Here is a 20227-nt window from a genome sequence, read left to right as displayed (position 1 = left end):
TCCTTGGGCGTCAGGCCGTCGGCCGCCCCCGCGAGCCGGGCGGCGAGCGCCGCCGCGCCCTCGGCGTCGAGGCCGTACGCCCCCGCGTCGGCGACAGCGGAGGTCGCGTCGGCGAGCACGGCCGCGAACACGGCCCACGTCTCGGCGCTGTACTCGCCCTCGTCCAGGCCATCCACGGCGTCGATCGCGGCGGCGAGCGCCGTGGTGTCCACCGCGGCGGAGTCCGCGGTCGCCGTGATGACGCCCACGGCGTCGACGTTGATCGAGGCGTCGTTCGCGGTCTTGATGACGACCGTGTGCGCGGCATCCTTCAGACCGCGGAGGATGAACGTCGTCCGCTCGCTGCCGGCCGCGAAGGTCGGCGCGGCGGCCACGATCGGGACGCCGTCCACGCTCACATCGAGTGTCGTGGCCCCGCCGTTGGTGCCGATGATGTCGAGGCCCGTGCCGGTGAACGAGTACGTCATCGCGGCGCCCTTGGCCGTGCTCTTGGAGGCGGTCCGCTGCCACTCGAACATGCCCTGGCCGTTGACGTGGCTCCAGCTCGCATCGAAGGTCAGCACCGGGACGGAGCGGTCCTCCCAGCTGGTCTGGTGCATGCCGTCGATGATCGTCGCGTAGTACGGCGTGTAGCCCGGTACGGTCTCGATCTTCAGGTTGTCGAACTGCACGAAGGTGAAGCTCGAGCCCAGCTGGATCCGGCCGGCTGCCTGCGGAGCGGCATCCGTGTAGGTCGCCACCTGCACGCCGTTGACGTAGGCGGTGTACACGGAGCCGGCGACCTTCACCGCGATGTTGTTCCAGACGCCCGCGCCGGCCTTGAAGGCGACGTCCGGCGTGCTCGCGACCGAGCCGCTCGACAGCGTGGCGCCGAAGCGCATGAAGGTCCAGGCGCCGGTCGGATCGATCTTCAGCTCCGCGGCCGAGACGCTCTGGCCGTTGGCCGTGCCGCCCTGCTCGCGCGCGCCGATGGTCGCGTACTGCGATCCGGTCGCCTCGAACAGCACGTCCGACGAGACGGTGTAGTTCGTCCACCGGGCGTCGCCGATCGTGGTCTTGGGGTCACCGGCGTTCCACGCTCCTCCCGCCATGCCCGGGCCCACCTGCTGGCGGAGCACCCGGTCGTGCGCGGCATCCGAGGTCGCGACCGACTCGAACGCGCCGTTCGTGTCGTTCGTGTAGCGGGGGGTCGCGCCGTAGTCCTCGCTCTGGACCGCCGGCGTTCCTGCGGGCTTCGCCTCTGCGCCGCGGCTGTCGAGGTACGACTGGCCCGAATCGATCAGCTGGCCGGTCGCCGGGTCGTAGCCCTTGATCGCGCCTTCTTCGCTGTAGTCGAAGTCGTCGGCGTAGATGACCGCGTCGTCGGTGACGCCGTTGACGTTTCCGCTCGCGTCGGTGTCGAGCACATCGCGGCCCCCCGTGTACTGACCATCGCCGTCGGCGTCGGTGTACTCCTCGGACGTGGGCAGCGCGCTGCCGTAGCCGTCCTTGGCGGTGAGAGCGCCGCCCGCTCCCGCCGTCGCGTGATCGAGCGTGGTGACGGTGAGCGCCGACCACGGCTTGACCGTGACGGTGTACGCGCCGTCGGCGGCGGGCGTGAGCTCGCCGACCGGCTTCAGGTAGTTCGCGTCGTACGCCTGTCCGGCGTCGGCGGCGCGGGTCTCCCAGACCTCGGCCGTCTGGTCGGATCCGAGGTCGAGGTCGCTCGCGACGATGCGGTAGGTCTTCGTGAACTTCGAGTCGTTGATGATGACCGTCGAGAAGTCCGACGCGTCGGGGGCCGCGAGCGTCGTGTACGACGCACCGCCTGCGCGTGCACCGCTCGGCGGGTTGCCGGTGCCGAGCTCGCTCTTCGAGGCCTGCGGGATGGCCCGCCAGATGCCGGCCGTGTTGTCGGCGTTCTCCCACCCGAGCTTCGCGAACTGGGTGAACTGCTCGATCACGGCGAGGCCGCCGTCGTAGTACATCCAGCCCGACCACGGGTCGCGGGCGTTGACGAGCTCCTTCGACGAGTACTGGAACCCGTCGTAGAACGAGCCGATGGCGGGCTGGAAGATGTTCAGCGTCCGGCGCGAGGCGGAGAAGCCGGTGGTGACCCAGTTGCCCATCTCGAGCGCGCTGTTGGTGCCGCCGAACTGGGTGCCGAAGCCCCCCTGCTCGTCACTGGCGTTGTTGTTGGGACGGTCGGCCGAACTCGAGAACGTCGACTGGCCCTCCGAGTTCCAGACCTCCTTGTCGAGCTGCTCGGCGATCTTCTTCATGTTGCCGGCGCTGTCATCGGCGCTGGAGTAGTGGAATCCGACGACGTCGACGGCGTCGCGCAGCGACGAGTCGGTGGCCGACGTCATGGCATTCCCGAACGACACCGGCGGCGTGCCGACCGTGTCGGCGGCGACGGTCTGGATCGCGTGGAAAAGGTTCTTCTCCTCGTCCGAGGCGAAGCCGTTGTTGGGGTCGGCGGCATCGGCGCCCTCGTATCCCGCGCTGTCGGCGGCGACCCAGGCGGAGAAGTTCTTGTACAGCTGGATGTTCGGGCTGCTGGTCTCGTTCGTGTCGGGGTTGATCGAGTCGACCATCACCCCGTACTCGCGGTACGCGGCCAGCACGGTGTTCTTGAACCAGATGTACTGGTCGGCGTCGTTCTGGACCCACGCCGGGCGGTTCCAGCGCAGCAGGCTGAGGTGCACGTCGCCGTGGGCAACCAGCTGCGCGTCCGCCGCGAGCTGGAAGCCGGGCTCGCGCTGCACGTTGGGGTATTCGTCGCGGCTGCGCATGGTCGACGCGTTGGGGCCGGTCGAGGTGTTGCGGTCGTTGCCCATCTCGATCTTGACCGTGGTCATGATCGGGTGGTCGCCGCCGAAGAGCGTCTCGATCAGCTCCCAGTACTTGTCGGGATGCTGCGACTTGTAGTCGAGGAGGAGCGCGCTGGTCGAGTTGGCCGACAGTACTCCGAAGCCCTTGAAGGTGAGGCCGTTCTTGTTCAGCGCGGCCGCTGCGACGTCGGCGCCGGTGACGTTCACGACGACCGGGTCGGTCACCGCCGCCTGCGCCATGGCCGGCACGGCGAGCGGGGCTGCGATCACCGCAGCGGTCACCGCTGCCGCCAGTGCGATCCTCAGTCTCCGCGGTGGCTTCTGAGCGTCCTTCGGACGAGGCGTCCCTGCCTGCGACATCGCAGTCTCCGTTCCCTGGGCTTCTCACGTGCGCTCGCGAACCCGGGCCGGCTTCGACGCACGAAAGGGCACGACCGCGTGCCCGCAGCGAAATCCTGCAACGAGAGGGACGCACGCCGGAACCAAACCGAACACACTTGATCACTCTTGAACCGACTCGAACACACTTGTACGCTGAGGCGATCATGGAGCCACCCCTCGACCCGCCCGCCTTCGGCCTTTCGCGCCGCGAGCACATCCTCGACGAACTGCGCCGGACCGGGTCGGTCCGCGTCGCCGAGCTCGCGCGCGAGCTGCGCGTGTCGGAGCTCACCATCCGCCGCGACATCGGTCACCTGGCCGACCGCGGCCTCGTCACCCGCGTCCACGGCGGCGCGACGCTGCGCAGCCGGCTGGATACGAGTGTGCCGGCGTCGTCCGGCGGGGCACCCATCCGCTTCCGGGTCGGCATGGTGGTGCCGTCGCTCAGCTACTACTGGCCGCACATCATCATCGGGGCCCGCGCGGCCGCCACCGACCTCGGGGTCCAGCTCATCCTGCGCGGCGCGAGCTACTCGGTCGACGACCAGCGCCGACAGATCTCCTCGCTCGTCGAATCCGGCAGCCTCCACGGCCTGATCGTGGCGCCCGAGACGCTCGGAGCCGACGGGCGCGCGCTGCTGCACTGGCTCGAGGCGCTGCCGATCCCGGTCGTGCTCGCCGAGCGCCGCGTGCCGTCGACGCTCGCGCTCACCAGCCTCGAGTGGGTCACGACCGACCACGTCTTCGGCGGCTCGCTGGCCGCCGATCACCTCGCCGCGCTCGGCCACCGCCGCGTCGGCATCCTCACCTCCGCCGGCTCCCCCACCTCGTGGCAGCTCCGCCGCGGCTGGGACCGTGCCGTGGAAGACCTCGGCCTGGAATGCCTCGTCGACGTCGACGCGACGCTCGACGCGCTGGACGGCGTGACCCGCGAAGCCCTCATCGCCGAGCTGCTCGGACGCTGTCGGGAGACATCCACCACCGCCCTGCTGATCCACAACGACCCGCAGGCGGTGCTGCTGGAGCAGTACGCCCGCGACCACGGCTGGTCGATCCCCGACGACCTGGCGATCGTCGCCTATGACGACGAAGTCGCCGAGAGCGCCGAACCCCCGATCACCGCTCTGCGCCCGCCGAAGCAGCACATCGGGCGGCTCGCCGTCGAGACGATGGTCGATCGCCTGGTGGACGGACCTCGGCGTCCGGTGCAGCGGACCTCCGTGCTGCCGGAGCTGCACCCTCGCGCCTCCAGCGCCGTGGCTCGCTGACCGCCGTCAAGCGGGTTTTTTGCACTTCGCATCATGAAGTGCAAAAATGCATGATGTGACTGATAGTGCAGATGGACTTCGTGAGCGCCGGCGCGCCGAGACCACCCGCACTCTCATTCGCGCCGCGCGGCGTTTCACGGCCGAGCACGGCCTCGCCGGTTTCACGGTCGAGGACCTGTGCGCCGAGGCGGACGTGTCGCGGCGCACGTTCTTCAACTACTTCGCCTCCAAGGACGACGCGGTGCTCGGCGTCCCTCTCGAGCGATCGGATGCCGCGGCCATCGCCCGCTTCGTCACCGGCGGCTGCGGCGGCCCGGGTCTCTCGCCGGACCTGCTGACCGAGCTGGCGCGGCTCGCCGAGGAGCGCTGGCGCGCCCTCGACATCGCCCCCGACACGGTGCAGGACCTCTTCCGCGCCGTGGAGAAGGAGCCGCGCCTGCTCGCGCGCATGCTCGAGCTCGGCGCCGAGGGCGAGCAGTTCGACGCGCGACTGATCGAGCAGCGCGAGAACCTGCCCTCCGGCGATCTGCGGGCGCAGGTCGCCTCCCAGGTCGTCGGCGCGCTGGTGCGCTCCGCCGCCGGAGAGTTCCTCAAGCCCGGCAACGACGACACCTTCATCGAGATCTTCGAACGACGCATCGCCGCGGCGCGCGACCTCTTCGCCAGTCAGAACGCATTGATGGGAACCTCCGAATGACCACCGCCACCGTCCCGACCGTCAGACCCGACGGCGACGCGCCCTTCCTGCTCACGCAGCGGCGCATCTGGATCATCTTCTCCGCCCTGATCGCGGGCATGCTCCTGTCGAGCCTCGACCAGACGATCGTCTCCACCGCGATGCCGACGATCGTGGGCGAACTGGGCGGGGTCTCGCACCAGGTGTGGATCACGACTGCGTACATCCTCGCCACGACCATCGTCATGCCGATCTACGGCAAGTTCGGCGACGTGCTCGGCCGACGCCGGCTGTTCATGGTGGCCATCGCGATCTTCACGCTCGCCTCGGTGGGTTGCGCCTTCGCGACCGACTTCTGGATGTTCGTGATCTTCCGCGCCATCCAGGGCCTCGGCGGCGGCGGCCTGATGATCCTGTCGCAGGCGATCATCGCCGACATCGTGCCCGCCGACCAGCGCGGCAAGTACCTCGGCCCGATCGGCGGCATCTTCGGCCTCGCCGCTGTCGCCGGCCCCCTTCTCGGCGGCTTCTTCGTCGATCACATGACGTGGCAGTGGGCGTTCTACATCAACATCCCGATCGGCATCGCCGCCTTCTTCGTCGCCGTGTTCGCGCTGAAGCTGCCCGATAAGAAGGCCGAGAAGCCCATCGACTGGCTGGGCGTGCTGTTCCTGTCGGCGGCGACGACCTGCCTCATCTTCTTCACCGACTTCGGCGGCTCGGCCGACCACGGCTGGGACTCGACCGCGACCTGGGCGTGGGGCGCCGGTCTCGTCGCCGCTGCCGGGCTGTTCATCTTCACCGAATCGCGGGCGGCCGACCCCATCATGCCGCTGTCGATGTTCCGCAACCCGATCTTCGTCAACGCCACCGCGATCGGCATGGCGATCGGCATCGGGATGTTCGCCGCGCTCGGGTTCGTGCCGACGTTCCTCCAGATGTCGTCGGGAACCTCGGCTGCGGCATCCGGCCTCCTCATGCTGCCGATGATGGTCGGCGTCATGGGCACGTCGATCGCCGCGGGTCTGCTCATCACGAAGACGGGCAAGTACAAGGTGTTCCCCATCATCGGCACGATCGTCGTCGGCGTCGCGATGATCCTGATGACGACGCTGACGGCCTCGACCCCGATCTGGCTCATCTGCACCTACCTGTTCCTGTTCGGCGTCGGACTCGGCTGCATCATGCAGGTCGTCGTGCTCGTCGTGCAGAACGCCGTGCCCGCATCCGATCTCGGCACCGCCACGTCGACGAACAACTACTTCCGCGAGATGGGCGCCGCGCTCGGCATCGCCGTGTTCGGCACGCTGTTCACCACGCGTCTCACCGAGAACCTGACGACGGTGTTCACGGATGCCGGAGCCAGCCCCGAGCAGGCCGGCGAAGCGACGTCGACCATCGATCCGTCGGTGCTGAGCACGCTCCCCGACAGCGTCCGGACCGGGGTCGTCGACGCCTACGCCGACGCGCTGGCGCCGGTGTTCTGGTACCTCGTGCCGTTCATCGCTGTGGCGCTGATCCTGGCGCTGTTCCTCAAGGAGATCCCGCTGTCGGATGTCGCCGGGCTCGTCGCCCGCGGCGAGGCCATCGGCGGCGAGGAGGCCGAGCGCCTCGAAGCCGAGCAGAACCGGATGTCGGACCAGGACGGCGCAGCGGCGCCGACCCGCGGGGCTCGGCGGTCCCGGCAGCGGGACCGCGCCGGACAGTAGTCGCGCGCTCAGGCCCCGAAGCGGCGCTGCATCTCGGCATAGCCGAGCGCGCCGTCGAGGAAGCCCAGCGTGCCGGACTCCTTGAGCTCCCGTCCGGCGCGCTCGACGAGACTGAGGGCGGCACGGGCGAGGCTGCCGCCCACGCTCACCCGTGACACGCCGAGCCCGAACAGGGTGTGTGCCGGGATGACGTTCGCGGCGAGCCCGGCGACGATGTTGAGGGGTGCGGGGATGGCGTCCGCGAGGCGCCGGATGGTCTCCTCGTCGTTGACCCCCGGCACGAAGATGCAATCGGCACCGGCACTGACGTAGCGGCGGGCGCGCTCGACGGTCTCATCGAACGGGTCGCCGGCGACACCGCCGAGGTAGGTGTCGGTGCGGGCGTTCAGCACGAAGGTGCCGGACGGCGCCGCGGCCCGCGCCGCGACCAGCCGTTCCACCGCCTCCTCGATGCCGAAGAGCCGGCCTTCCTGAGCATCCTCGATGTTCGCCCCCGCGATGCCCAGCCCCACGGCCCGCGCCACGGTGCGGCCGACCTCGGCCGGCGAGTCGCCGTAGCCCGCTTCGAGATCGGCACTGACCGGCACACCCACCGCCGCCACGATCTCGGCCAGGCGCTCGAACATGGTGTCGGGATCCAGCGCGTTCCCGTCGGGGACGCCGCACGCCCACGCGATCCCCGCGCTCGTGGTCGCGATCGCCGAGAACCCCACCTGCTCGAGGATGCGGGCGGATCCGGCGTCCCACGCGTTGGGGATGATGAACCCGGGGCCGGCGTGCAGGACGAGCAGCGCCCTCGCCCGGCTGGTGAACCTGAGGTCGTCGGCCATGGCATCCCCTGTCCTCGGGTCTGCGCCTCAGCCGGCGGCGGCCCGTCCGTGTCTACGCAACGTATCAGCGGGCCGGTGCGGCGGCGGGCAGGTTCGCGTCGAGGTGGCGGCGTGCGGCGGCGATCGCGAGGCGGGCGTGCTCCTTCCCGCCGACCTGCGCGACGAGCGTCGCTCGCGGAATCTCGAGCGCGAAGGGGAGACCCGCAGGGAGGGCATCGAGGATGCCGAGCATGTCGATGCCCCCTTCGCCCGGGAAGAGCCGCTCGAAGCGTGCGGTGTGGATCAGGCCGGCGGTGGTCGCCGGGATCTCGGCGGGGGCGTCGCACACGTGCGCGTAGTGGAACCACTCGGGCGGAAGCTCTCGCAGATCCCCCACACTCGACCGTGAGCGGGCGAAGTGCAGCAGGTCGATGAGCAGACCCGCATTCGGCTGATCCGCCGCTCGCAGGACCCGCGTCGCTTCCCGGAGGTCGGGCGTCTCCGTCCATGACGGGAACTCGAGGTCGATCGTGAGGCCGAGAGGAAGCGCCAGCTCGCAGAGCTCCGAGAAGCGGTCCGTCTTGCGGGCGAAGTCCGAGTCGGGCAGCTGCGCGATGACGTGGTGCGCTCCGAGTTCAGCACCCGCCTCGAGGAAGCGCAGGTAGTCGCGGGGGCTGTCGCCCGAGGTGATGCGCGCCAGTTCGATGTCGAGCACCTCGACCCCGGTCGCCGCGAGATGCGTCTTCGTCCTGCGCATCAGCGCCGGGTCGTACGCCAGCGGGTAGTGGGGTTCCTGCGGGGTGACCTTGGTCATGCGCAGGCCGACGTAGCGGTACCCGGCGGCGGCCGCGGCATCCACCAGTTCGGGCGGCGACAGACTCAGCGCCGTGAGATGGGCCAGCGAGTAGTCGTGACGGTGCCCGACGGCGGACTCGGTCGGGTCGCTCGCCAGTGTGCGCATACGCTGCCGGCGATGAGCGGCCATGCGCAGAGCGACACTGCGCGGGTCGCCGAAGCCGTCGTAGCCGTGGATCCGCTGCACCACCTGGAAGAAGACCCGCGAGCCGAGCATCTCTGTGAAGAAGTGCAGGAACTCCCCCTGCGCGTCTCGGTCGTAGAGGATCGAGTTCTCGCGCAGCGCCGCGACGAACTCGGCGGGCAGCGCCAGCCGCGCTTCGAGGTCGTCGTAGTAGTTCGCAGGCATCTCGAGGATGGGCGCCCGGCGCTCACGGGCCGCCCTCGCGCAGGCGATGGCGTCATCGGTGGCGAAGGCCACCAGCTGCGGGCTCGTGACACCCGGCGACCAGTCGCCCCGCCGGAGCGGGTTGGTGCTGAGAGCCACGCGGACGCAGCCGTCGGGAGCGCTGGCGGACCACGTGCGGATGAGGCCGAAGGGTGCCGTGATCTCGGTCAGCTCCCGGGGAACGAGGCCGAGCACGGAGTGGAAGAAGAGTGCGGACTGGTCGAAGTCGTCGATCGACTCGGTGACCGATACGTGGTCGATGCGGGTCAGGAGCGGTGGGGCGTCGGCCCGGGCCGCATCGGCCGGGGCCGCGTCGGCAGGGGCGAAGTCGTCGATCCAGGGCGTGCCGCCGGTGGCATCGCAGAAGAACAGCGCGGTGCCGTCCGGCGTCGCCACCGACGCGAGGTCGGTCTCGTCCGGTGACCGGCGACGCGCGAGCTTCGGCGCCAGCAGGCTCTCGGCCCGCCGCATCGACGCGGCGGCATCGGCCGTCTGCACCGCCAGGGCGCAGATCGCCGCGGTGGCGGGGTCGATCGATCGCTCCGGGGCCGAGTTGAGGAGCACGCGGGCATCGCCCTGCTGCCACAGCTGCACCGGCTTGGAGCGGTGCTGCCCGACGTGCGCGAAGCCGAGGCCGGCGAGGGCCCGCGAGACGAGCGGCCCCGAGACCTGGTCGACCGCGAGCTCGGCGAACGCGAAGCCCTCCAGTCTCGGAGCCGGGGGCAGCTCGCCACCGGCGAGCGGAGCGGGCGCATCGTCGGGGTCGCGCGCGGCCACCGCCTCGGCCAGCGCCCGCATCGAGCGCATGGCATCGATGGCGGCATGCCGAGGATCCTCCTGCTGATAGATGTCGTTGAAGACCTCGATCGCGAGGGGCCCGGAGTAGCCCATCGACAGCAGACGGCCGAGGAAGCCGGCGACATCGAGGGCTCCCTGGCCGGGGAACATCCGGTAATGGAGGCTCCACTCCCGCACGTCCATGTCGAGACGGGGGGCGTCCGCCAGCTGGACATGGAAGATCTTGTCGCCGGTCACCCGCGAGACGGCGTTCGCGTCGTTGGCGGCAGAGAGCACGTGGAAACTGTCGAGGCAGAGCCCGAGCGCGGGGTGGTCGACCTGCTCGATGAGACGCCACGCGTGCTCGTACGTGCGAACCCGGCCCCACGGCACGGCCTCATACGCCAGGCGCACGCCGCTCTGCGCGGCCCGCTCAGCCAGGGCGTGCAGCTGCTCCGCCGTCAGACCGTCGTCATCGACGCCGTCGTCCGTCCTCGACGAGCAGCACACCAGCACGCCGGCCCCGAGTTCGGAGAGCAGCTCGAACTTGCGCTCGGCGCGGCGGAGGGTGGCGCCGAAGCGGTCCGGCGGGACCGTTTCGATATGGAACGGCTGATAGACCTCGAGGGAGAGTCCGAGGTTCGCGGCCTCCCGGGCCACGCGCCCGGGAGACCACGTCGACATGATGAGGTCGTACTCCAGCAGCTCGATACCCGAGAACCCGGCCGCGGCCGCGGCACGGAGCTTGTCCTCGAGCGTGCCCGACAGGCATACGGTCGAGATCGACACGTCCAGCACGCGCTGTGCCCCGCTCATGATCGACGTGCGGTGCACATCATCGGACCGCCTCACGAATCGGTTCGTCGCCGAGGGCGACGGGTCAGGGGATGGCGACGTGCTCCACGGTCTCGCCGGGCGAGTAGATGTCGAGGATGTTCCAGTGGCCGGTCGTGGGCGTCGGCACGTTCACCATCGACACGTCGATCACGACGGGTCGCTCGAGCGCGATCGCCCGCTCGAGCGCAGGCTTGAAGTCGGCCGCCGACTCGACCTTGATGCCGGTGACGCCATAGGCCTCGGCGATCGCGGCGAAGTCGGTGTACAGGGGGTCGTCGGCGCTGCCGAACACGGTGCCGTAGGTCGTGTCGAAGGCCGCCTTCTCGAGGCCGGCGATCGTGCCGAAGGCGTTGTTGTTCATCACGACCCAGACCACCGCGACACCCTGCTCGCGGGCGGTCGAGAGCACCGCCGGATTCTGCCCGAAGCCGCCATCGCCCACGAGCGAGACCACGACGCGGTCGGGGCAGGCGATCTTGGCGCCGACCGCGGCCGGCCCGCCGAAGCCCATGGTCGCGAAGCCCCCGGGGGTGAGGAAGCTGCCGGGCGTGAGGATGTCGAATTGCTGACCGACCCCGTTCTTGTTCCAGCCGACGTCGGTGGTGATGATCGCGTCGGCCGGGAGCACCTCCCTCGTCTCGGAGAGGATCCGCTCGGGACGCATCGGCCACGCATCGGATGCCTGCGCCGGCGCGTTCTGGAGCTTCAGCGTCGCGCGGTTCGCCGCGATCTGCGAGAGCAGCTCGGTGCGCCGCACCCCGTCGGCAGCGAGGCGGCGGGCCACCCGCAGCAGCACGGTGAGAGCGGACTTGAGGTCGGCCAGGGCGCCGATCTCGAGCGGGTAGTTGCGGCCGAGCTCGGCCGGATCGACGTCGATCTGCATGAGCTTGGTGCCCGGGATGTCGAAGGTGTACTCGGCGTACCAGGAGCTCGAGTCGGCTTCCGCGAACCGCGTTCCGAGCGCGAGGATCCAGTCCGCCGTCCGGGTGGTCTCATTCGTGAACGCCGTTCCCCAGAACCCTGTCATGCCGAGGACCAGAGGGCTGTCGTCCGGCACCGCGCCCTTGCCCATCAGACTGTGGGCGACGGGGAGCGAGAGCAGCTCGGCGAATTCGGCGAGCTCGGCTGCCGCGTCCGCGGCGACGATGCCGCCGCCGACGTACAGCACCGGCCGCTCGGCATCCAGCAGATTCTGCACGATCCTCTCGGCGACGGCCTCGTCGAGGCCCGGCTTCACGAGCGCGCGGGTGTTGCCGATCACCCTGTCGAACAGCGCGACGTCGATCTCGGCCGAGAAGACGTCCATCGGCACGTCGACGAGGACGGGACCGGGACGCCCGCTCTCGGCCAGCATGAACGCCTTGTCGAGCACCTCGGCGATCAGGTGCGGCCGGTCCACCCGCCACGCGCGCTTGACGAAAGGCCGGTAGATCTCGTACTGCGCGGCATCGGCGTGGAGGTTGATCTCCTGGTGCGGATGCTTGCCGAAGTAGTGCGTGGGAATGTCGCCGGCGATGACGACCATCGGGATCGAGTCCAGGGCCGCGTTCGCGACACCGGTCGTGGCGTTGGTCAGACCGGGACCCAGATGGGTGAGGACGACTCCGGTCCGGTGGGCCGCCCGCGCATAGCCGTCCGCCGCATGCGCGGCGATCTGCTCGTGCCGCACGTTCACGAAGGAGATCCGTTCGCTCTTCTCGAGCGCTGCCAGCAGCGCGATGTTCGTGTGGCCGCAGAGGCCGAAGACATGCTCGACCTCACGTGCTTCCAGATAGCGAACGATCTGGTTCGAGACCAGGTCCCTCATGAGGTGCTCCTTCTTTCGTCGCCGTCGATCGGGACTGATCGGCGCGCCGGCCCCGTGTAGGTGTATCCGATGGATTTCGGCATCGGTCCCTTGATCCGGCCGCCCTGCGTCATCTGCTCGGCGGCGTGCGCGAGAATCCCCACCGAGCGCGCGAGGATGAACACCCCGCGGCCGAGCTCCGGCGTGAACCCCAGCTCGCAGTAGATGACGGCTGTCACGCCGTCGACGTTCATGGGGATCCGCTGGGGTCGCCCGGCGCTGATGGCGTCCTCGACGGCACGGCCGATCGCCGCGAAGCGACCGTCGATCACGCCGGCGGCGGCCGCGGCGTCGACCAGCGACAGCAGACGCGGCGTCCGGGGGTCGAGCGGATGGAACCGATGACCGAAGCCGGGGACGTAGACGACGCCGGCGTCGCGCTGACGCTGCAGCACGACGCGCGTCGCCTCCTCGAGGTCGCCCGTCCGCTGGAGCTCCTCGTCGATCGCGAGGTACACCTCCATGCACTGCTGGCCAGGACCGCCGTGCACGTCACCCAGCACGTTGATCGCGGAGGCCATCGCCCCGTTGATCGGCACGCCGCAGGTCGTCGCCATGCGGGCGATCGCGATCGATGGCGCCTGGGGCCCGTGGTCGACGGAGGCGACGAGCGCCGCCTCGAACAGAGCCGCCTCCTCGGACGAGGGAAGCTCCCCGCGCAGCATGAGCCAGATGGTGTCGACGAAGCCGACCCTGCCGAGGAGCTCCTGGATCGGATAGCCGCGCAGCGCGATCTCGCCGGGATGGACGTCGATGATGTCCGTCCGCCACCACTGCCGCGCCTCGTCGACGATGTCCTCGGCGGCGCTCACGATGCGGCCTTTACAGGATCCGCCGACTCCAGCGCGGCGTCGTAGAAGTCGCCGAACAGCTCCTCGTCGGACGGCCGGTCCTCAGCGATCGTGCGCGAGACCCACGTCGTGTTCAGGTAGTGACGCAGCGAGACGTTCTCGGACGTGATGTTGCCGCCCCACGTGCCGCATCCCATCGACGAGGTCATCGGCATCCCGTTCGTGAACGACCCGGCGTTCGCCTTCGAGTTCGGCTGGCGCACCATGATCCGCGAGACCGGCATGTGCCGGGCGAAGTAGTCGATGTGCGCCTCGTCGGTCGACGCGATGCCGCAGGAGTGGCCCTTGCCGCCGATGTCGTAGAGGCGCTTGGCGAGCTCGACGCCGTCTTCGAAGGTGCCCTCGTAGGCGTGGACCGCCATCAGGGTGGTGAGCTTCTCTTTGCAGAACTGCCGGTCCTCGGCGATGCCGTCGCCTTCGACCACGATGAACCGGCTGTCCGGCGGGATGTCGAAGCCTGCGGCTCGCGCGAGCGCCTGCGGGGAGATGGCGACGGTGTCGGGCAGCCGATGCCCCTCGTCGTCCCACATCACCGCCTGCAGCGCGGCGCGCTGCTCCGGACTCGTGAGATGACCGCCTTCGGCCTGGAGCGCCTCGAGCATCTCGCGGTATCTCGCGGCCGGCACGAGCACGTTGCCGTCGGCCGAGCAGCCCGAGCCGAAGTCCGACGTCTTCGACAGCATGCAGTTGCGTGCCGTCTCGCGGAGGTCCGCGGTCTCGTCGACGAACTCCGTCGCATTCCCGGCGCCGACGCCGTACGCCGGTGTCCCCGAGCTGTACGCCGCGCGCACCAGTCCCTGGCCGCCGGTGGCGATGACAAGGTCGGCACGCCGCATGATCTCCTGCGATGCCGCGAGGCTCGGAAGGGTGATGCACTGCAGGATGTCGGCGGGGGCGCCCTCCGCCTCGAGCGCATCGCGCATCAGCCGGACGGTCTCGAGGGTCGTGTGCTTCGAACGCGGGTGCGGCGAGAACACTACGACGTCGCGTGCCTTGATCGCATAGATCGCGTTGCCGGCGGGCGTGAGGTCGGGGTTCGTCGTCGGCACGACGCAGCCGATCACCCCGACCGGCTTGCCGTACTTGACGAGGCCCTTCTCGGCATCCTCTTCGATGATCCCCACCGAGGGGCTGCGCAGGGCATCGCGGAGGACGCCGCGGATCTTCATCCGCTTGTTCATGCGGCTGTCGAAGTCGCCGAGGCCGGACTCCTCGATACCCATCTCAACCAGGCGATGGAACGACGAGCGGTTGGCCACCGCCCACGCGACCGCGCGGATCAGCCGGTCGACACGCGCCTGGTCGTACGTCTCGATGACGGCGAGTGCCGCCTGCGCCCGGGCGAAGACGTCGTCGAGCTCCTGCTGCTGCTCGGGCGACAGGGATTTTGATGCTGAACCAGCCATGACAACTCCGTCCATGGGGGTGGGTGCCGATCGCCGCATGCTACGCAGACGCTGCCGTCGACGACAACGCGTGTCCCACTGGGCGAACAGGACGGGATCCACGGGTGCTCGGCCGTCCCGGAGCCGCACGCGCTGTACCACTCGATGGGTCGCGAGGTTGCCGCCTCCTCCGGCCGGGGTTAGCGTCCGAGCGCCGGCCGGTATGGCCGATCCCCAGGTCGGAGCCGGACGGCATTCCCCACAGCGGCGACGGGGAGGTGCGAGCCCATCCGTCGCCGGATCGAAGACGATCAAGGAGCAAGGGATGCGCAAAAGACTGACCACGAGGTTGGGAACTGCGGGAATCGGGGCGCTGGTGGCGGTGCTCGCCATCGCAGCCTCACCCGCGTACGGACTGACCACTCCGGCTGAGCCGGTTCCGCCCGCAGGATTGACGGGCCTCGAGCCGACCGGCGCCGACATGCCGACGGTCGGAGGCAATCTCGGCAACCAGCACTACTCCGCTCTCACGCAGATCACGCACGAGAACCTCGACGAGCTGGCGCCCACCTGGCGCACTCACGTGTCCTCCGTCGCGCCGGCGACCGACGACACCGGGCAGCAGACGACGCCCATCGTCGTCGACGGCGTCATCTATCTCGACACCCCGAGCGGCGGCGTGATCGCGGTCGACGGCGTCTCGGGTGCCCCCGTCTGGAAATGGGAGAACACGGTCTACGGTCTCTCCGGCACGCGACGGGGAGTGTCGGCCGGCGACGGCAAGATCTTCACCCTGGCCGGCGGCAACCGCGTGGTCGCGCTCGACCAGGCGACCGGTGCCGAGGTCTGGGCCGCACAGCCGACCGGCGCGAACGGCGAGGACCTGGGGCGCGTCGGCAAAGTCGCGACCGTCTACTACAACGGGATCGTCTACGCGCACGCCGCCGACGGGGACCGCGGCGCGGTCGTCGCGCTGGATGCGAGCGACGGATCGTATCTGTGGCACTTCTTCGGCGGCCCGCGGCGCGGTGAGCAGTTCACCGGGGTCGACGGTGTCACCTTCGACGCGTCGGCCACGTGGGGTCCCGTGCTCCCGGACGGCACCGACTGCTCCGAAGAGGGCGGCGCGACATCCTGGATGCAGGGCGCGGTGGATCCTGAGCTGGGCATGTACTACATGACCTTCGGCAACGCCCGGAGCTGCACCTCGTCGCAGGATGGATCGCTCCGGCCCGGCGACAACCTGTTCTCGAGCACGATGGTCGCGGTGGATGCCATGACCGGCGCCTACAAGTGGCACTACCAGTCGATCCATCACGACGTCTGGGACATGGACAACGTCCACCCGCCGACACTGGCGGACATCGTCGTGGACGGCGAGGAGAAGAAGGTCGTCTTCTACGGCAGCAAGTCGGGCCACCAGTTCGTGCTCGACCGCACGAACGGCGAGCCGGTGCTTCCCGTCACCGAGAAGCCGATGATCACCGACTCCCGCCAGAGCCACGCCGAGACCCAGCCGTTCCCTGCCACCCGGCTGCTGCCGGAGTGCGTCGTCTGGGAGAAGCTCGACCCCGAGAACATCCCCGGGGACCCGTGGCGCGCCGTGCCCAACTACAACGGCTACCAGCCGGATGCCGAGGGCAACCTGGTCTTCAACCCCGACAGCTACGTCGCAGCCGACGAGCCCTACCTGACGTACCCGGACGGCTACCCGTCCGACCACCGCCAGGGCTGCATGTACGACCCGCAGTGGGACGTGCCGATCCTGTCGACCACCAGCCAGAACGGCGGCGCCGACTGGTCGAACCACTCGTACAGCCACAGCACGAACCTCGTGTACTACCCGTACGGCACGAACCCGGTCGCGCACTACAACGGCGCCTCGGCCAACGGACTGCGCGCCATCGGGCAGTACCAGACCGGCGGCATCCTGGCGTACGACGCGTCGACCGGTGAGGTCGCGTGGCAGAACCACCTCGGCACCGACATGTCGCACGGTCAGGGACCGCTGACGACGGCATCCGATCTGCTGTTCGTCGGCCAGATCGACGGCCGGGTGCTGGCGATGGATGCCGTCACCGGCGACGTGCTCTGGGACTTCCAGACGGGCTCCGGCATCGCGGCGGCACCTGTCACCTACGAGGTCGACGGCGAGCAGTACGTCGCGGTGTTCGCCGCCGGGTCGACCAACCCCTACGGAGGGTCGGTGACGCAGGGCGACTCGCTGTGGGCGTTCAAGCTCGGCGGTTCCTACACGACGGAATCGGGCAGCCAGGAGGGGCCCGACACGGCACCGCTGACGATCCGCCGGCCGGTGAGCGGCGCTGCCGTCGAGGGCTCGACGGTGGGCGACACGGTGCTGCTCGCACGGCCCAGCCGCACCGCCGACACCGCTGCGGCACGCGACAGCGTGGCGACGAACGGCATGCAGCCGACCCACCTACGGGTCCCGGTCGGTACGACCGTGACCTTCCGCAACCCCGGGGCCGAGACGTTCCCGAACTTCCCCAACCAGAAGCCGCACTGCGCGACGCAGTTCTTCGAGGGCGAGTTCAACGCGAAGCTGCAGCCCGGAGAGACCTACCAGCACACGTTCGACCGTGCCGGTGAGTACTTCTTCAACGACTGCACCGACCCGCGCCCGACCGGCAAGATCGAGGTGTACCTCGTGCCGCAGGATCAGCCCGGTGCGCTGAAGTTCACGCCGGGCACGCTGCAGCTCGGCTCGGAGACCGGGCTGTTCACCGGGGTCGAGGGACGGGTCTCGGCGCACTTCGAGCTGCCGGCCGGCTACAGCTATGACGGCGGTGCGGTGCTGATCGCCCCGCTGACGTCCTCGCCGATCGAGGCGTCCGACGTCACGGCGAACAAGAACCGGATCATCGTCCGGTTCGACGCCGACGCGGTCGACCACAACGTGCCCGCAGGGGAGGTGACACTGACCGTGAGGGCGAACGTCCTCAACGCCGCGGGGGTCCAGGAGCAGCTCTCCTCCACCGCGACGGTCACCGTCGTCAAATAGCGGCTGACCCGCACCCGCCGACCCGGCACCCGATCCGCCCCCGTCGCCCACGACGGGGGCGGATCGGCGCGTGCGGCCGGTGTCCCATTCGGCGAAACTCTACTTTGCACGCCCTCACCCGCAGACCAGAGTCACAGGGGCGGCGATGCGCGCGCTCGGTCCTGCATCAACAGAGAGGTTGGCAATGCACCCTGACACCCTGGCGGTGGCGCCATGACCGACAAGGACCCGGGGCCCGAACCCGAGGAGGGCGGCAGCACCGAGCCCGAGAAGGCTGCGGAGGCCGCGCACGAGCCGGGGGTGGGCGAGTCGATCTACCCGCACACCAACACCTACTACACGACGCCGAAGCTCAATCAGGGCGTTCCGCCCGACCCGGTGTTCATCAGGGTGCTCTCGGGCATCGAGATCACGATCGGCGTCACGCTGTTCGCCTTCATCATCTTCGGCGTCATGTACCAGGTGCTCGGCCGGTACTTCCCCGCCGTCAGCTGGGTGGGCGCCGGTGAGCTCGCTCTGCTGTCGATGATCGCGCTGACCTTCATCACCACCGGCTACCTCGTCGGACGCAACGGCCACATCGTGCTCGAGATGTTCGACGAGATGCTGGCCGGCTCCCGGCTGTTCGTGGCCCTGCGCGTCATCTCGGCGGTCATCATGGTCGTCACCAGCCTCGCCCTCGCCTACGAGGCCTGGGTGAAGATCGACATCGAATGGGGCCGGCTCAGTGCCGCGATGCACGTGCCGCTCGGCGTGCTGTACATCTTCGCGCTCGTCGGCTTCGTTTCCGCAGCGATCCACTCGTCGTTCAAGATCCCCTACGCGAACCGCCCCGAGCGCAAGCTCGACATCGGCGAGATGGAGGGCTGATCGTGGACCTCTGGCTCTACATCCTGCTGTTCGTCGTCTTCCTGCTGCTGCGGGTGCCGGTCGCCTTCGCGATGATCGCGTCGAGCATGCTCTACTTCTACAGCCAGGGGCTGTCTGCCGGGTACGCGATCTCGTCGATCGTCAACGGCATCAACAGCTTCCCGCTCCTCGCCGTGCCGCTGTTCATCTTCGTCGGCACGGTCGCCAACAACCTCGGCATCGCCACGCGCCTCTACGACCTCGCGCGCGCTCTCCTGCCCCGGCTTCCCGGCAACCTCGCCTACGTCAACCTCGGCACCGCGATCGGCTTCTCGTGGATCAGCGGCTCGGCCCTCGCCGACGCCGCCTCGACGAGCAAGGTGCAGATCCCCCAGATGCTCAAGGCCGGCTATCCATACGGATTCTCCGCCGGGCTCACGGCGTCGGGCTCGCTGATGAGCACCGTCATGCCGCCGAGCATCCCGGCCGTCCTCTTCGCGGCGACCGCGTCGATCTCCACGGGCGCGCTGTTCGCGGGCTCCATCATCCCCGCCATGCTCATGGCGGTCGGCCTGGCGGCGTACATCTTCTTCTGGGTGCGCAGGCATCCGGATGTCGCCGTGGGGCGCCCGTTCGACGGGGGGATGCTCGGCAAGGCCGCCGTGCGCGTCATCGGCCCGGCACTGCTCCCGGTGATCATCCTCGGCGGCATCTTCAGCGGACTGTTCACCGCGACCGAGAGCGCCGGCATCGCCGCGGTGTACATGCTGCTCCTCGGCGTGATCTACCGCACGCTGACGTGGCGGGTGTTCTGGAAGTCGGCCAAGGAGACGGTCGTCATCTCCGGCGGGATCCTGCTCATCCTGGGCGCGTCCAACCTCATGGGCCAGGTGCTGGCACGGGAGCAGGTGTCGCGGGCGCTCGGCGAGTGGCTCACCGGCCTCACGGACAACCCGATCGTGTTCCTGCTGATGCTGAATGTGCTGCTGATCCTGCTCGGCATCCCACTCGAGGCTCCGCCGGTGATCCTGGTCCTGGTGCCGATCCTGATGCCCATCGCGACCCAGTTCGGGATCGATCCGGTGCAGCTGGGCGTGCTGATGATCCTGAACCTGATGATCGGATCGCTGACCCCACCCGTCGGCGCGGTGCTGTTCGTCGTCGGCTCGATCACGCGCAGGCCCATGGGAGAGCTGTTCCGCGGCATCCTGCCGTTCCTGATCCCGCTGGGAGCGGTCCTGCTGCTGCTGACGCTCTTCCCTGTCATCGTCACGTTCCTGCCGACGCTGCTCGGCCTGTAGAACGGAGTCATCCATGACGAGAAAGCTCTTCGTGCTGAACGGCCCGAACCTCAACATGCTCGGGGTGCGCGAGCCGGAGCTCTACGGCACCACGAGCCTCGACGAGGTGCGCGCCGACTGCGAGCGGGTCGCCGGTGAGCTCGGGTTCGAGCTCTTCTTCGCGCAGTCGAACGCCGAGCACGAGCTCATCGAGTGGGTGCACGACGCCTTCCGGCAGCAGGCGACCGTCGTGATCAATCCGGCGGGCCTGAGCTTCGGCTCGGTGTCGCTGCTCGACGCCCTGCACATGCTCTCGACTCCCGTCGTCGAAGTGCACATCACGAACATCCACGCCCGCGACGCCGACCACCGTCACTCGATCACGTCGAAGGTCGCGCGCACGGTGATCGCCGGTGCGGGCGTGTACGGCTACGAGCTGGCGATCCGCGCCGCCGACCGGCTGACCGGCTGACCTTCCTCC

13 protein-coding genes are annotated in these 20227 nt (G+C 69.2%); 7 read left to right on the top strand and 6 right to left on the bottom strand.

The features are described from left to right. Positions 1-3095, bottom strand: a 3095-nt coding sequence (locus ACI3KX_RS05155; protein WP_404908343.1) for a family 16 glycoside hydrolase, incomplete at its 3' end; no start/stop codon positions are given. 263 nt (positions 3096-3358) lie between these two features. Here ACI3KX_RS05155 and ACI3KX_RS05150 point away from each other — a divergent pair. From ACI3KX_RS05150 to ACI3KX_RS05140, 3 genes are read left to right on the top strand one after another with little or no spacing between them, the layout of a single operon-like run. Then, a complete protein-coding gene (locus tag ACI3KX_RS05150) occupies positions 3359-4462 on the top strand; it encodes a substrate-binding domain-containing protein (RefSeq protein ID WP_363356709.1) in 1104 nt (367 codons plus the stop codon). 46 nt (positions 4463-4508) lie between these two features. Next, positions 4509-5159: a helix-turn-helix domain-containing protein gene (locus ACI3KX_RS05145; protein ID WP_363356708.1), complete on the top strand. Its 651-nt coding sequence runs from the start codon at positions 4509-4511 to the stop codon at positions 5157-5159. Beyond that, positions 5156-6847, top strand: coding sequence for an MDR family MFS transporter (locus tag ACI3KX_RS05140; protein ID WP_363356707.1), 1692 nt, complete (start codon positions 5156-5158; stop codon positions 6845-6847). The genes ACI3KX_RS05145 and ACI3KX_RS05140 overlap by 4 nt, the downstream gene beginning before the upstream one ends. An 8-nt stretch (positions 6848-6855) precedes the next feature. On the opposite strand, the gene ACI3KX_RS05135 is transcribed toward ACI3KX_RS05140, so the two are convergent. From ACI3KX_RS05135 to ACI3KX_RS05115, 5 genes are all read right to left on the bottom strand, one after another. After that, positions 6856-7677, bottom strand: a complete 822-nt coding sequence (locus ACI3KX_RS05135; RefSeq protein WP_363356706.1) for an isocitrate lyase/phosphoenolpyruvate mutase family protein — start codon at positions 7675-7677, stop codon at positions 6856-6858. 64 nt (positions 7678-7741) lie between these two features. Further along, on the bottom strand, positions 7742-10528 hold the full coding sequence (locus ACI3KX_RS05130) for a TIM barrel protein (RefSeq protein WP_404908339.1): 2787 nt from the start codon (positions 10526-10528) through the stop codon (positions 7742-7744). A 28-nt stretch (positions 10529-10556) separates the two neighbouring features. Continuing rightward, positions 10557-12320 (bottom strand): thiamine pyrophosphate-binding protein, encoded by a 1764-nt coding sequence (locus tag ACI3KX_RS05125; RefSeq protein WP_404908337.1) that lies wholly within the window; start codon positions 12318-12320, stop codon positions 10557-10559. Continuing rightward, positions 12317-13171 (bottom strand): citryl-CoA lyase, encoded by an 855-nt coding sequence (locus ACI3KX_RS05120; RefSeq protein ID WP_404908336.1) that lies wholly within the window; start codon positions 13169-13171, stop codon positions 12317-12319. Before ACI3KX_RS05120 ends, ACI3KX_RS05125 begins: the two co-directional genes overlap by 4 nt. Beyond that, positions 13168-14616, bottom strand: a complete 1449-nt coding sequence (locus ACI3KX_RS05115; RefSeq protein ID WP_404908333.1) for an aldehyde dehydrogenase family protein — start codon at positions 14614-14616, stop codon at positions 13168-13170. The genes ACI3KX_RS05120 and ACI3KX_RS05115 overlap by 4 nt, the downstream gene beginning before the upstream one ends. A gap of 304 nt (positions 14617-14920) precedes the next feature. Here ACI3KX_RS05115 and ACI3KX_RS05110 point away from each other — a divergent pair, with 304 nt between their 5' ends. From ACI3KX_RS05110 to ACI3KX_RS05095, 4 genes are all read left to right on the top strand, one after another. After that, entirely contained in the window at positions 14921-17617 is a 2697-nt protein-coding gene (locus ACI3KX_RS05110) for a PQQ-binding-like beta-propeller repeat protein (RefSeq protein WP_404908331.1), read from the top strand. Positions 17618-17830: 213 nt separating this feature from the next. Next, complete coding sequence (locus ACI3KX_RS05105; protein WP_363356700.1) at positions 17831-18487, top strand: TRAP transporter small permease; 657 nt, start codon at positions 17831-17833, stop codon at positions 18485-18487. A 2-nt stretch (positions 18488-18489) separates the two neighbouring features. Continuing rightward, on the top strand, positions 18490-19767 hold the full coding sequence (locus tag ACI3KX_RS05100; protein WP_363356699.1) for a TRAP transporter large permease: 1278 nt from the start codon (positions 18490-18492) through the stop codon (positions 19765-19767). Between the two features lie 13 nt (positions 19768-19780). Then, positions 19781-20218 carry a type II 3-dehydroquinate dehydratase gene (locus tag ACI3KX_RS05095; RefSeq protein WP_363356698.1) on the top strand — a complete coding sequence of 146 codons (438 nt, stop codon included), beginning with the start codon at positions 19781-19783 and terminating at the stop codon, positions 20216-20218. Positions 20219-20227: the final 9 nt, after the last annotated feature.

The sequence above is a fragment of the Microbacterium sp. ZW CA_36 genome, assembly GCF_044987475.1.
Taxonomy (GTDB): Bacteria; Actinomycetota; Actinomycetes; order Actinomycetales; family Microbacteriaceae; genus Microbacterium.
Note: the sequence above shows the minus strand (reverse complement) of the source record. Positions and strands in the feature narration are given on the sequence as shown.